The organism is Algoriphagus locisalis, from assembly GCF_900116615.1.
Classification (GTDB): Bacteria; Bacteroidota; Bacteroidia; order Cytophagales; family Cyclobacteriaceae; genus Algoriphagus; species Algoriphagus locisalis.
The window spans coordinates 826,885-841,278 of the sequence record NZ_FPBF01000001.1; the positions used below are offsets into that span (position 1 = coordinate 826,885).

A 14,394-nucleotide genomic window follows, 5' to 3' on the forward strand; every position below is an offset into this window, starting at 1 on the left:
AGGAAGAAAATGAGAAAGGTTTTCTGTATGTTTTTAAGGCGTTGCATCAGGTAACTTGTGATTCAAATTGTACGCTAAGATAGGTGCTGAACTCAAGAAAATCATTGAAATTTCGATGGTTTACTTTGTCACAAGAATCAATGATTCAATTTTGAATAAACTGAATAAATAGTGCTGGTTGGATTGTAATTCCATTTTTTTACATCAATTTCGATTTATAGGCATTATTTCGATTTGATCAACCCCCTCAAAAAAATGGATAAAATTAGGATTTGGCTGATTGCCAGATATCAAAACATTATTTCCAGCATTGCATTTATACCTGGTTGCATCAGTATTGTATTTTTGATAGTAGCTGCCCTAGTTTTTTCATTTGATCTATCAGATGCCGGGCAGCAGATCAAATCTGATATTTCTTGGCTCAACATCAAAGATCCCTCGACTGCACGAAGTATTCTCGGTGCTATTGCTGGAGGCATTATTTCTCTGACAGTTTTCAGTTTTTCCATGGTGATGATTGTGCTGAGTCAGGCTGCTTCCCAGATGAGTAATCGCGTGCTGGATAAACTTATTGGCAATCGGTTTCAACAAACAGTTTTGGGGATTTATATAGGTACCATCATTTACACATTTTTCCTGTTCAGTACCATCCGTGAAACTGGGGATTCTTTCCAGATTCCATCACTGAGTATATTTTTGTTGACCGTGATTACCGTTTTTGATATTTTCCTTTTCATTTATTTTCTCCATTACATTACCCAATCTGTCAAATACAATGTCATCATTGATCGAATCAAATCTTCCACTTTTGATGGAATGAAAGCTTTTTGTAAGGAAAATGAAGAAGTGAAAGACAGGCCTGAATTTGCTACAAAATCTATAGTTAGAGCTCATAGATCTGGAATTTTTGAAGGATTTAACGATAAAGAAATGAAGGATTTTTTGACGAAAAGTAAGTGTAGCATGATGGCTATTTATCCCATGGGAACCTATGTGCTTCGGGGTCAGGCGATTTTAAAATGCAGCCGAAATCTGGATGATGAACAAGAGCAGCAGGCACTTTTGGGTATTATTATCAGCAGTCAGGAATCTGTTGCACTCAATTATGAATATGGATATAGGCAACTTTCGGAAATAGCACTTAAGGCACTGAGTCCCGGGATTAATGATCCTGGAACTGCTATTCTAAGCCTTCGTGCTTTAGTGGATTTGCTTGCGTTTAGAGCCTTTAATTATCCACCGTCTTTGCTTTTATGTGAGGATTTTCCTTATAAAATCCATCGAAATGAATTAAGTTTTGATACACTTTTTGAAAGGGCGATCTATCCGATTTGGGATTATGGAAAGGAGGACAGAATGCTAAGAAATGAATTCAAATTGGTGTTTCAGCAACTTTCCAAGGTCGTTTCCTCGAAGTATCTTACTGCAATTTTGAGTGAGGTAGAACGAAAAAATGAAGATATATAAGCCTTGTTCTTAAAGCTCTACACTCTTTAGTTACAAATGCCGTAAAAATGCATCAGGATTATTCAGGAAGTTTTTCAAAACGGTGAAATGCTCGGTGTCCTCGTAGTTTACCTTTTCAATTTTATCACCAAACTGAAAAATTGTCGCGTTTGGAAGCGTCATTAGGATAGGAGAGTGAGTGGCGATGATAAACTGGCAACCGTGGTTCTCAGCCAGGTTTTTGATCAAGGAAAAAAGTGCCAGTTGCCGCTGTGGAGAAAGTGCCGCCTCTGGTTCATCGATCAGGTAAATGCCTTCATTTTGTAACCTGCCTTCCAAAACTTTTAGAAATCCTTCTCCATGTGAGACTTCGGTTAGATTACCATATTTCTTCAGTAGAGCTTCCTTTTGTCCCAAAATCGATCCTACAGCGAGTTTGAGTCCAGTTCCGCTCAAACGCTTTTCAAAATCTACTATATCGCCCTGCATTTCAGAATCCATGTTTTGGAGACGCTTAACAAAGCCAAAATAATCTTCCGCTCTGAAAAAGAAACCACGAAATGCCCGGTCTTTCCATTGGGTAATAATTTGTTCTCCGTAGTTTTTAACCCCGTCAAGCGTTTCATCGCTTTCCAAGTCTGTACTTCCTATTGCCGGCAAATTCAGTTTGATCGCCAGAGCTTTCAGAAGCGTGGACTTTCCTGAGCCATTTTCTCCTACAAAGACCGTTACAGGCTGATCAAAACTCATGGACCCCAGATCTTTTAAGGACTTTAACGAAAATGGAAACTGACGGTCAGAGCCTATAGGAAGATGGATTTGGCGCAGGTAATACATTTTTTTAAGACTTGAGACTTAAGATGTAAGACTTAGAAAACAGAGATTGGCGAATAGATATTGGAGATTTAGAATCCAATGTTGTTTGCCTTTCTATGAAAATTACTCAGGTTTTGCGATAAATCCAGCTTTCAACACGGTTTTGAACACCTCTTCCTCAGTCATGTCAGTTGATTCTACGGTCAGGATTCTGTCTTCACTTTTCAGGTCTACATCCCAAGAGTTGATTTTTGGTTCAGCGTTGAGAATGGGAGTGACCTTTGCCAGGCAATTTCCACAGTTGATATTGGTTTTGAATTTTTGAGTTTTCATTTGGTAAGGATTGAAATATTATAAAATTGAAATATTGGAAAATTTAGGTTTAGAACAGTCGTAAAGTACAAAGGTTGTAAAGTTTTGGTTCCTCCATTTTCCATTGTCGCTACTTTGGACATTGTACTTAATACGAAACATATAATCTTGACTCTTGGCTCTAAAATCTTGAATCTTATATCTACCTACTTGTCACATACTACTTAATACTAGGGTCTTGATACTTGATACTAAATACTTTTTCGCTTTAACCTCAGGCTATTCAACACTACCGATACTGAACTAAACGCCATTGCTGCTCCGGCTATCATGGGATCGAGTAGAAATCCGTTGATGGGATACAACAGGCCTGCAGCGATTGGAATTCCGATTAGGTTGTAAATAAATGCCCAAAAGAGGTTTTCTTTTATTCCTCGAACTGTCATAGCAGATAAATTGAATGCTTTTGGAATGACTTCTAAGTCTGAAGAAATGATGGTCATTTTCGCTACATCCATCGCGATATCGGAACCATGTCCCATTGCGATGCTAATATCTGCCTGTGCCAAAGCCTCAGAGTCATTGATTCCATCGCCCACCATTGCCACAACTTTCCCTTTTGACTGAAGCTCCTTGACGAAGTCAGATTTGTCTGAAGGCATTACCTCAGCTTTGAAGTCTGTCAAGCCAACTTCCTGAGCCACAGCTGCAGCGGTTTGTTGATTATCGCCAGTTAACATGTAAACTTCAATGTCCATCTCTTTCAGCTTTTTGATGGCAAATTTGGAACTGGCTTTAATCTGATCAGCAATTGCGATTACAGCTAAAACCTTCTTTTCATTAGCAAAGAAAACTACCGTTTTGGCTTCATTGCCCCATGTTTTCGCTTGAATTTCCAATTCTGGATTTACTTTGATTCCATGTGATTGAATAAGACTTGAATTGCCAACGTAGAAATATTCGCCTGCACTATTCTTAGCTTCCACACCTTTTCCTGTTACGCTTTGGAAACCTTGGATTGTCTCAGATTTAAATCCTTCCTCGGTTAATTTCTTGCTGACTGCATCTGCAAGAGGGTGTTCTGACTTGGATTCAATAGCCAATAAATATGGGGAAAATGCCTTTCTTAACTCTTGGCTTTCCCATTGTATATCAGTGACGGCAGGTTTTCCAGCAGTGATAGTTCCTGTTTTATCAAGAATAACAGCATTGACTTTATGTGCTATTTCCAAGCTTTCAGCATCTTTAATCAAAATGTTGTTTTCAGCTCCTTTCCCGATTCCCACCATAATTGCAGTAGGCGTAGCTAACCCCAATGCGCATGGACAGGCAATGACCAAAACGGCTACTGAGTTAAGAATTGCATGAGAAAGTGCATCTTCACTGCCTACAATCATCCAAACTGCGAAAGTCAAAATTGCTATCGCAATGACCGTAGGAACGAATATGGAGGCTATTTTATCGACCAGTTTCTGCACTGGCGCTTTGGAGCCTTGAGCTTCCTGCACTCGCTTTATAATTTGAGAGAGTAATGTTTCACTCCCAACTTTCTCAGCTTTAAAATGAAAGCTCCCTTTTTGATTGATAGTGCCAGCAAATACCTTGTCATCTGTGGATTTCTCCACTGCGATAGGTTCACCGCTTATCATGCTTTCATCCACAAAGGAGCTTCCAGAAATCACCTTTCCGTCCACTGGGATTTTCTCACCGGGTCGGACGATTATCTCATAGCCTTTTTGAACATCAGAAATCTGAATTTCTTTCTCTTCATCTTCGATAATTGCTTTCAAAGTCTTGGGCTGAAGTCCCATTAGATTTTTGAGCGCTGTGGAAGTTCTTGACTTCGCTTTTTCCTCCAGCATTTTGCCAAAAAGGATAAAGGTGATGATTACCGTTGCGGCCTCGTAATAAACATGAGGCTCAAAACCACGGCTGATCCAAAATTCAGGAAAAAGTGTGTTGAATAAGCTGAAGAGAAAAGCAATGGCTGTACTTAATGCAACAAGGGTATCCATATTGACACTTTTATGTTTGGACTGCTTCCATGCGCTTATGAAGAATCTTCTTCCAAATACGAATAGAACTGGAATAGCTAATGCGAGAGAAATCCAAGTTCCTGGCTTCCAATGCATGAAAAACATTCCGATTATAAATATTGGCAGGGTTAAAATAGCTGCACCAATTGTATGTTTCTTGAGTACCTTATAATGTTCTTTTTGGCTCTTTGAGACTGTTTCTTCGACATTTTCTTTCTCTGTGATCAGTCCGTATCCGACGGCTTCGAGTGCTTCATTTAAACCTTTAGCGCTGATTTTGTCTGTGTATTCGACCAACACGGTACTTGAAGCAAAGTTTACCTGTGCAGATTTAACTCCATCGGTGTAAGTTAAAATTGTTTCCACACTGGAAGCACAAGCAGCGCAGGTCATGCCTGTAACAGGGAATGTTTCTTTATGTAAAGTTTGAGTTGGTTCAGTCATAGGATTGGTTGTCTTTGATTGACTTTACAAACTTAGGGAGATGGTGGGAGGGAGTTGTTATGGAATTTTGAGGAAAAGTTATGAGATTTTGTGTATTAACCGCAGAGGGCACAGAGGTTTACGCGGAGGCCGCAAATTAGTGGTTGTCCTGTTTCTCCAGAAGCTGCACACATACCCTGTTTTTGTGTTTATCTTTTTTTAACCGCAGTGGAAGCAGAGCGATACGCAGAGATCAAAGAGAGAAAAATATCGATGTGGATATCTTCTGCAGAAGTTGGATGTGTTTCGTATGTTCCAGAGGAACATTTGGTCGGTAGCAATTAGTGTAGTCGCTAGAGTAGCGTTCCGTCGGAACGCATGGTGAGATTATTTCACGAGTCGTTCCTACGGAACGATAGTACTACGATAAATCGGTAGCTACATACGAGACGTTCCTACGGAACGATTTTTAATGTTTGATAAGATTTAGAAAACAGGGTTATAAATTCCTGAGGAGCTTTGACACTAACTAAAAAAAAGGCTCAGCGAATAGATCGCTAAGCCTTTTAATATTATTCTAAACTCTCGGTCAACTTTGGATTCAATAATTCAATTTGAAATTCAAACTACTGTTGACCGTTGTCGGTGGACCAAAATCACCTCAATGAATTAATCCATTTCGCTATTTTCATCGCATCTTCTTTGGATACCTGAGCCATTGGAGGCATAGGAGTAGCATAGTCTGGCCAGTTTTGTGGTTCTGGGTTATAGATCAATTCCACAATTCTTTCGTCAGAATATCTTCTTTTAGCTACATCTTGATACGCTGGGCCTATCACTTTCTTGTCTTTCATGTGACATGCCGAGCAGGTATTTTTCGCCAAGATGGATTTGATCTCTGCATCTGTTGGAATAGCAGAAGCAACCGATTTTGCCGGAGCTGTTTTAGCTGGAGCAGTTTTTTCTGCTACTTCTTTCACAGGTTCAGGTGCTGGAGTTTTGATTACCATTTTTGAGCCAGCAGGAATATTATGAAGCGTATAGTAAGCGTCTGGATGTACAAGAGAGAAGCTCCCTTCCACAGCTCTTACACCATTTAGGCTCAACTTATGTACGTAATCTTTTCTCAAACCTTCCACTGCGATTCTTGCAGACATTCCATCGGAAGCTACTTCTACACCAAGAATTTTCAGGTTTTTGTTGTCAACTGGTGGGCTGCCATACACAGGATAGTATTTGTAAGTGAAGCTTTCCACAGAATAAGAAGTTAAATCTTCAGCAGAAGCTTTGTCAACAGGTTTAGTGAATTCGATCAGAAAACCATCAGGCTGCGCTTTCACAGTTCTCATTTCGAATGGAACGTTGTGGTTCCAAACCAGTCGCTGAAGCCCTTCATTCGCCTCTCCCGCGGAACCCCAACCACGGTTGGTCTCTCCGATAAACAAAGACTTATCAGGCGCCCAAGCCATTCTCAAAATACCAGACTGGAAGCCAGATCTAAAGTCAATAGAAGCACCTTGCATCACACCATTGACTTCTTCAAGAATCACTCGCATGATTTTACTTTGGCCTTGGTCACCAATCAAAACCTGCCCTTCGAATGGCCCAAAATGACCTTTAGGAATCAAAACCGGCTCAGCATTGGAAATCCCTTGGATACCATGAGGCAACCAAACTGCCGGAAGCTTTAAATCAGGAAGTTGTTCCTTAGCTTGTGCCATGGTGATGTATGGAGCGTCCATTACATTTTCTGGCTTTTGGAAACCACCGTTACCGTTAGGGATTTTTTGTGGATCAACTACTTTGTTGAATTGCTCGGTGGTCAGTTTCAAAGGAGAATCTGCCCGTCCAGTCCAGGTTAACCCTGCTGGGTGACCAGAGAAATCACCTTTTTCGATGAACCAAAGTCCACCAGAACCCATGTAGTCACCTTGGTTTTCAGTGTAAACCAATTTGTCTCCAAGCATCCCCAAACCAGCCGGAGATCTCATACCAGTTGCGTAAGGTTCCATGCTTCCATCACGGTTGATCTTCATGATCCAGCCTCTCATAGGCACACGGCTTTCGCCTCTCCACCATTCCTGATCGCCAAAAGCAACGTTTGCAGAAACGAAGAAAGAGCCATCAGGACCTACTTTCGGGCCGAAGCTGTACTCGTGATAATGGGCAGAAAGTGGCCAAGCATATACCGTTTCGTATAAGTCGGCTGTGCCGTCCTGATCAGTATCTACTAATTTGGTCAACTCCCCTCTTTGAGCCATATAGAATGCTCCGTCTTCGTAATGAAGACCTAGGATCTCATGAAGTCCTGATGCAAATTTTCTGAAGAAAGGTTTCGGGCTCGTAGGGTTCTCTACGATAAATACATCACCTCTACGGGTAGCTACGCCAAGATCGCCATTCGGCAAAACGGTCAAGCCACCAACTTCCAAAAGAGTGCCTTCTGGAGCTGTCACCCGCATTATTTTAAAGAAATCCTCTTCTTTCGGGGATTCCTGAGCATCAACTTGCCCTGGCATCAGCTGAATTACAGCTGCTAGTCCAAAGGCAATTTTTGTGAATTTATTCTTTAGTATTGTTGTCATTGCGCTGTCCTTAGATTAAAAGAGAAGATTGTAAACGATGTTTCCCTTTGCAGGCAAGAAAATACCGGCTTTGCCATCGGTAGAGTGAGTCACTGGAGCGCCGAAAGCTGCCTCATCATATTCGAGATAAACACCAGTTTCAGGTAGTAAATAATAGCCTTTACCTACTTTTTCTATCTCAGTACCTGCTGCTACTTTGTAAAAGCCATTGCCAGCACCGGAAACAGATCTTTTGATTCCTTTTCCAGATTCCAATACTTTGATTTCATCTTTCACAGTTTGTCCAGAAAGAAGGTATGAGAATACTACATCTTCGGAACCATTCATTAACTGATAACCTTTAGTTCGGAATTCCTCAGAAGCTGAGTAATCGCTATTCACAGCATTGATAGCTGGAGAAGTCAAATTAATCACAGACCCCAGAGGCACTGAAACACCATTTCCACGGCTATTCCACATAGGAGTAGCATCTAGGAATTCACCTCTCCAAACTTGGATAAGTGTACCTGTTTCCATGTCATAGGCATAGTTTACCTGAGCTTTGCTAGCTACGGAAACCACATGACTTAGTCGTGGAGTATTTGGTATATCTCGGAAGCTGCGCAACACCGGTGTTTCGTCCGCATCCACTAAAATAGGATCTGTCTCCTGATAGGCTCCAGCTTCAGACACCAAAAGCTCTGTGTTTCTTAGACCGGGACCAGAAATAGCCATATTGAATCCATCTACAGACCAATTTCTGTTTTTGGAAGCGATGATTTGAATTGGATTATTTCCTGCATTCAATTGCTTTCTAACTCTAACTCCTCTATTGGATAACTCAGAGAGGGTTTCATTTCCAACTACAAAACCAGCTAATCCGCCGGGAACCTGAAGTGTAATCTGATACTCACCAGCTTCGGCTACATTCAGATTTGCGTTGTACTTCGTCAAATTGACATCAGAGACAGAAGCAGGAACCTCACTTAGAGAAGCTGCAGAACCTTTTGCAGTAGCAGTCTTTCCAGCTAGTTCTTCCAGGTTATTGAATGAACCTTGAAAAGTTTCATAAGAAACACCAGAAACGGTAGGAGTCTTAGCGTTGAAGGGGGTGATTTCAATATTTCTAAAAGCTACCGCTCCATGATCTCCTTGGATTCTAAGTGGACCTAGTGCGACATCTTCACCAGTCAGAGAACCGCGGGTAGGACCAAAGACTTCCAGGTTTTCGTGGATAGTCACGCCGTTTAATCTTACGGATAAAAAGCGGGCATTTTCAATTTTTTTACCCGCAGCGTCAAATTTTGCGGCTTGGAAAGACACTTCCAGCTTTTGCCAAATGCCAGGCGCTTTGCTTACATTTTGGCGGGGTGCATAACCTTGGTAGCCTTTTTGGCCCTCTGGCTTGCTGTCATCCCAGCGTTGATAGATGCCACCGTTATCACCAGGTTTGGTGGTCGTATTTGCCCAGCTGTCTAGGATTTGAATTTCGTAGTTGCCCTGAAGATAAACTCCGGAATTGGATTCGGGAGCGACCATGTATTCCAATGAAAGATCTACGTCTCCATATTTTTCTTTGGAAATGATGTCTGCCCCTGGATTTTTCTTACCGGGTAGATTTGCCATAACTCCAGATCCATCTGCGGATTGGAGTTCATTAGGAACGGTCGGGTCAGCCCAGACTTTTCCTACTTCTGTCCAGCTGCCTTTATTCCCTTCAAAGGAATTAAGGTCAAGCTTTACAGGATTTTGCTGTGCTTGCAGAGAACCGATCTGGATTGCCAGAGCAGCGGTAAGCAAGCAAACATGTTTTTTCAAAATCATGTGAATTATAGGATTAATAAATTACTAGTAGGTTATGATTGGGGTATAAAAGAAGAAGTCTTGCAGAAAAGCAAAACTGCTTTCCCACAAAACTTCTTCAAATCACCGGACTATTTACAACTTAATAGCCAGGGTTTTGAACTAAGTTAGGGTTCAAAGAAAGATGGATGTGAGGAATCGGAAATAACGCTCTGGTTGGCTCAGAAGGATCTTTGTCCCACCAAGAGCCAGAAGTGAAATCACCGAATCTGATCAAGTCAGTTCTTCTTTTGCCCTCAAAGATAAACTCTCTGCCTCTTTCTGCAAGGAGTTCTTCCATAGTTAAAGTACTCGTAGTATAAGCTTCGGTAGCCCATTCTTCTTCGTCAAAAGCTCTCTTTCTGGATTCATTGATCAGCTCTACAGCTTCAGGAGTTGCAGCTCCGCCATTTTGTCTCATCAATGCTTCTGCTTTGTTGAAATAAACTTCTGTCAATCTATAGATTACATAATCATTTTCCCAGTAAACTCCTTCCTGGTCTGATGTACCAGATCTGTATTTGTGAAATCTAGCGCCAGAGTTTTCTTCACCTTCTGTCATTGAGCCTTCACCCGTTGCTCCTTCAGAGTTTCTGCGGATATTGTTCACATAGACTAATGGCTGATCTGCCCATTCTTCAGTTCCGAGAATCGGTTCACCTGTTTCATAGTCAGTCTGAGGACCAAAAAGGAACCACTCGCTCTTTCTGTTGTCATTTTCTTCAAATGCACTGAAAGCATTTGGTGTAACCACAAACGCATTCCAGCCACTGTAAGTAACATTCAATGCTCGGGACATATTGCCATAGCCAAAGAAGAAGCCAGCCCAGTTGAAGGTAAATCCACCGTCACGGCTAAATGCAAACTGGAAGATATTCTCCGGAGAGAACTGGTTTTGGTTAGAGAATGGACCTAAAATAGATGGATCTAGTCTCATTTCGCCCATTAGGCTTCCACCTTCACCATTGATTACTTTGTTTGAATAAGTAATGCAGTCATCGTATCTAGGAGTTCCAGACCAAACTTCAGCATTTAGGTAAAGCTCGGAAAGCATCGCATAGCCAGCAGCTTTAGATACTCTACCTACTAAATCTTGTGAGAGAGGTTGAAGCAACTCAACATTTGCCAATAGCTCTTCTTCCACAAACTGGAATACTTCAGCACTTGGTCTGGTTTCTGGATTAGTAGGCTGACCTACAGTAGTAACGATAGGTACATTTCCCCACATATCCATGATTTTCAGGTAATGGAAAGCACGCATCACTTTTACTTCAGCAATGATAGACTCCATTTCTGCCTGAGTAAGTCCAGCGGCTTCAAAGTCCAGTGTTTCGAAATCCTCCAAAAGAGCGTTTACATAACCAAGACCTTCCCACATTAGACTCCATGAACCTCTCAATCGATTCTCTTGGGGGGTCCATTCATGACGGTGAAGACGAACGTGATCACCACCATCGTAACCGTGACGACCTTTTTGTGGCCATGCAATCTGATCTGCAGCAGATTCACCATGATAGTAGTACCCATTTTGACCCGTAGGTGCAAGCCAGGCCTGCATGTGTGTAAATGGTCTGAGTACACCCTGCATGATTTCTACTTTGCTGTTGTAGAAATTATCCTTTGATAATTCGCTATAGATTGTCTCATCCAAGTCGGTACAAGATACCGTAGCCATAAGGGCAATTGGGGTGAGCGCAACGGATAGTTTATTGAAATATTTTTTCATGATTTCTTCTTAATTAAAATCCAACATTTAGACCTAGTGTGAAGCTTTTGGTACGAGGGTAGAATCCTCTGCCATCAATACCTGTAGTAAAGCCAGCATCCTGAAGTTCTGGATCTAAGCCGGAGTAGCCACTGAAAGTAGCGATGTTACGTCCAGAAGCATATACCCGAAGGTTTTTCACATATTTACCACCCACTTTAAATGTGTAGCCTAATGTGATGTTGTCTAGTTTCACAAATGAACCTTCTTCTAAATAGTAATCAGAGTACTGAGGATCATCGTCTAGCTCCACATGTCTGTCGATAGCACTTGAAAGCAAGTTGTTTGGTAACCATCTCTTGTTTCCAAAGTACATTTCCTTTGTGTTCAAGATATCAAAGTCGAATTTGCCTCTGAAGAAGATAGTGAAATCCCATCCTTTGTATCTCAAGACATTATTCAAAGATGCCATATACTTAGGGACACCATTACCGATGATTGTAAGATCTTCCTGACTCATCTCACCGGCAGTTCCGGTAGTACCGTCTGCTTTGTAGAATAACCACTTGCCATCTTCATTGAAACCGGCGAAACGCTTACCATAGAAATTACCTACAGCACCACCTTCTTCCACTCGGATTGCATTTCCCAAGTTTCCAGGGCTAGGAAGTCCACCTGTCTCGATCCATGATACTGTGAACACTTCATTTGATAGAGAGGTGATTTCATTGATCTGCGTATTAGCAGTTAAATCCATTTGCCATGAGAAGTCCCCTTTTTCCATAATCATAGAGCTCAAGTATAACTCTATACCTTTGTTGTTAATAGTTCCTACGTTGGTGAACAAGGAGCCTTTCACGAAAGCGGGCTGCTGAGCAGTATAGTTGTAAAGTAGATCTTCTGTGTTTCTGGTATAGAAATCCAATGAACCATTCAACTTATTGTTGAAAAGCAAGAAGTCAAATCCTAGATTCCATTCTTTCTTTTTCTCCCATCTTAAGTCTGGGTTAGGGTTTCTGGCTGCACCATAAGTTTGATAATAAACACCCTCTTGAGGATAAACACCACCTGTACCTAGCGTTACTAAAGAAAGGTAATTTCCTATCCCTTGGTTACCTGTTACTCCATAACCTAATCTCATTTTCAAGTTATTGACAGTAGAACTACTACTTAAGAAATCTTCCTCTGTTAAAGACCAGCCTACGGATACCGCTGGGAAATTACCCCACTTGTGGTTAGCCCCAAACTTAGAAGAACCTTCTCTTCTCAAGGTAGCTTGTGCAAAATACTTGTCTTTGAAAGAGTAACTAGCTCTACCAAAGAATGCGATTAAGGTATTGTCATCCTTAAATGAACCCATACCTGGTCGTGGAAGCAAGGTGTTGTTGATAGCTGAACCAGCTCCTAAATTCCAATCCAAGAAGCCATCAGTGGTGAAACCACTATTGTTTACATTGAATGTCTCTGTAGTAAAGTACTGGTAGCTATATCCACCGATCAGATCAAGAGTATGCTCCAAATTAAAGTTCTTCTTATAATTCACTGTAGCTTCCAAGGTGTTATTCCAGTTGGTATAATTGGATTTGGAGGCATAGCCAGTACCTTGATACTGAGAAGCAGGACGGTTGGCAAAGTCATTCATAGACTGATAGTATCTATCATTGTAAGAAGTTCTCTGATGTGCTCCGAATACTGAAGCTGTCAAACCTTCCATGATTTCCAATGTCAACCTCACGTCACCAGACAAATTCATCTGCTTACGCTCACTGATTCTATTTGCAAATCTTGATAGTGGGTTGTAGTTATTGTAAGCTTCAGTCTCTACAAAGGATCCATCTTCGTTGAAGATTGGAGCTGTAGGGTTTCTTTGGATGGCCTGCTCGAAGTCACCGCCTCCTCCGCCTAGTCTATTTGCATCAAATAGGTTAACAGCCATATTAGTAGCTAAGGTCAGACGATCCTGAAGGCCCGTCTGGCTGAAGCTCATTCTACCTCCATATTGTTTTCTGCTGTTTTCTTTTGCAATGCCTTCAGCGTCATTGAAGAAGAAAGACACTCTATAGTTGCTAGTATTACTTCCACCAGATGCTGCGAAGTTGTGATATTGGCTTAGGTTTTCCTTGTTCAAGAGTTCATCATAAAGATCAGTTGACGAACCGAAGTCATTTTGCTCATCTACTAATCCTTGATCGATTAGCTCACGGTATTCATCAGCAGTTAGATTATCTGGTCTTCTGTCCACAAATTCTCTTTGGAAGTAAGTGGAATAGTCGAATCTCGCTTGGCCTGATTTACCTTTCTTGGTAGTGATCAAAATTACACCTGCATTTCCTCTAGTTCCGTAGATTGCTGCAGCTGAACCATCTTTCAGTACGTCAAAAGTAGCAATATCATCTTGCTGCAAAAGGTCTAGATTACCGCCTGGAATACCATCGATTACTATCAAAGGTTGGGTAGTACCAGACACAGATGTAAGACCTCTCAGTTGGATATCTGTACCTGCATTTGGGTTGCTACCTTGAGTTCTTACGATGTTCAATCCTGCTACTTTACCTTGGATCAGTTCCATAGGAGAGCGTACTCCTGTCTGTACGAAATCCTCGCTAGTCACATTTGCCACAGCCGATGTGATCTCTCTTTTAGTTTGAGTCCCGTAACCGATTACAACAACTTCATTAAGTGATTTGATATCATCCATCATGGTAATGTTGAACGTTCTTCTTTCACCAACAGCCATTTCAACAGGCTCCATTCCTATAAAAGAGAAAGATAATACGGACTCAGCTGACGCTACATCTAAGCTAAAATTACCATCTCCGTCTGTTACGGTACCATTGGTAGTGCCTTTTTCAATCACCGTCACTCCTGGGAGCGGAAGGTTTGATTCATCCACGATAGTACCTGTTACGGTAATAGCAGCAGCTTCTTCAATGACTACCGCCGTTTCTGGAACGTAAACTGCTTTTTTTCGTACTACGATATTCTCATTGATCTGCTTGAATTCTAATTTGGTTTGTCTAGAAAGGTAAACTAATGCATCAAATACATTGGTGTTAACCTGCATTGCTACATTAGGCACACCCTTAACTTCCTTATTCGTATAGACAAAATTAAATCCTGTAGCTTCTTCGATCTGCTTGAAAGCTTCCTCTATAGTCACATCACGTAGATGCATACTTACAGGAACTTCATCCATTCTTTTTGTCTGAACTTCTGCCGCTTTGGCAAAAAGAACATTCATACTTAAGCA

General features: G+C 41.3%; 8 protein-coding genes. 1 reads left to right on the forward strand and 7 read right to left on the reverse strand.

From position 1 onward, the window contains the following. Positions 1–255 precede the first annotated feature (255 nt). Complete coding sequence (locus tag BM386_RS03620; protein ID WP_091691672.1) at positions 256–1,467, forward strand: DUF2254 domain-containing protein; 1,212 nt, start codon at positions 256–258, stop codon at positions 1,465–1,467. Between the two features lie 30 nt (positions 1,468–1,497). Here the strand turns inward: BM386_RS03620 and BM386_RS03625 are convergent, their stop codons facing one another. The 7 genes from BM386_RS03625 to BM386_RS03655 all read right to left on the reverse strand — a co-directional run bounded on the left by BM386_RS03625 (position 1,498) and on the right by BM386_RS03655 (position 14,385). Then, a complete protein-coding gene (locus tag BM386_RS03625) occupies positions 1,498–2,283 on the reverse strand; it encodes an AAA family ATPase (RefSeq protein ID WP_091691673.1) in 786 nt (261 codons plus the stop codon). Positions 2,284–2,385: 102 nt separating this feature from the next. Further along, complete coding sequence (locus BM386_RS03630) at positions 2,386–2,595, reverse strand: heavy-metal-associated domain-containing protein (protein WP_091691674.1); 210 nt, start codon at positions 2,593–2,595, stop codon at positions 2,386–2,388. A gap of 230 nt (positions 2,596–2,825) precedes the next feature. Further along, a complete protein-coding gene (locus BM386_RS03635; protein ID WP_091691675.1) occupies positions 2,826–5,054 on the reverse strand; it encodes a heavy metal translocating P-type ATPase in 2,229 nt (742 codons plus the stop codon). 635 nt (positions 5,055–5,689) lie between these two features. Beyond that, on the reverse strand, positions 5,690–7,618 hold the full coding sequence (locus tag BM386_RS03640) for a c-type cytochrome (RefSeq protein WP_091691676.1): 1,929 nt from the start codon (positions 7,616–7,618) through the stop codon (positions 5,690–5,692). A 15-nt stretch (positions 7,619–7,633) separates the two neighbouring features. Continuing rightward, on the reverse strand, positions 7,634–9,421 hold the full coding sequence (locus tag BM386_RS03645; protein ID WP_091691677.1) for a 3-keto-disaccharide hydrolase: 1,788 nt from the start codon (positions 9,419–9,421) through the stop codon (positions 7,634–7,636). A gap of 121 nt (positions 9,422–9,542) precedes the next feature. Further along, on the reverse strand, positions 9,543–11,165 hold the full coding sequence (locus BM386_RS03650; protein ID WP_091691678.1) for a RagB/SusD family nutrient uptake outer membrane protein: 1,623 nt from the start codon (positions 11,163–11,165) through the stop codon (positions 9,543–9,545). Positions 11,166–11,178: 13 nt separating this feature from the next. Next, positions 11,179–14,385: a TonB-dependent receptor gene (locus BM386_RS03655; RefSeq protein WP_091691679.1), complete on the reverse strand. Its 3,207-nt coding sequence runs from the start codon at positions 14,383–14,385 to the stop codon at positions 11,179–11,181. Between the last annotated feature and the right edge of the window lie 9 nt (positions 14,386–14,394).

What these genes read in the sequence shown, in the direction of transcription:
- BM386_RS03620 (WP_091691672.1), top strand. Translation starts at nt 256, where the DNA reads ATGGATAAAATTAGGATTTGGCTGATTGCCAGATATCAAAACATTATT.
- BM386_RS03625 (WP_091691673.1), bottom strand. Translation starts at nt 2,283, where the DNA reads ATGTATTACCTGCGCCAAATCCATCTTCCTATAGGCTCTGACCGTCAG.
- BM386_RS03630 (WP_091691674.1), bottom strand. Translation starts at nt 2,595, where the DNA reads ATGAAAACTCAAAAATTCAAAACCAATATCAACTGTGGAAATTGCCTG.
- BM386_RS03635 (WP_091691675.1), bottom strand. Translation starts at nt 5,054, where the DNA reads ATGACTGAACCAACTCAAACTTTACATAAAGAAACATTCCCTGTTACA.
- BM386_RS03640 (WP_091691676.1), bottom strand. Translation starts at nt 7,618, where the DNA reads ATGACAACAATACTAAAGAATAAATTCACAAAAATTGCCTTTGGACTA.
- BM386_RS03645 (WP_091691677.1), bottom strand. Translation starts at nt 9,421, where the DNA reads ATGATTTTGAAAAAACATGTTTGCTTGCTTACCGCTGCTCTGGCAATC.
- BM386_RS03650 (WP_091691678.1), bottom strand. Translation starts at nt 11,165, where the DNA reads ATGAAAAAATATTTCAATAAACTATCCGTTGCGCTCACCCCAATTGCC.
- BM386_RS03655 (WP_091691679.1), bottom strand. Translation starts at nt 14,385, where the DNA reads ATGAATGTTCTTTTTGCCAAAGCGGCAGAAGTTCAGACAAAAAGAATG.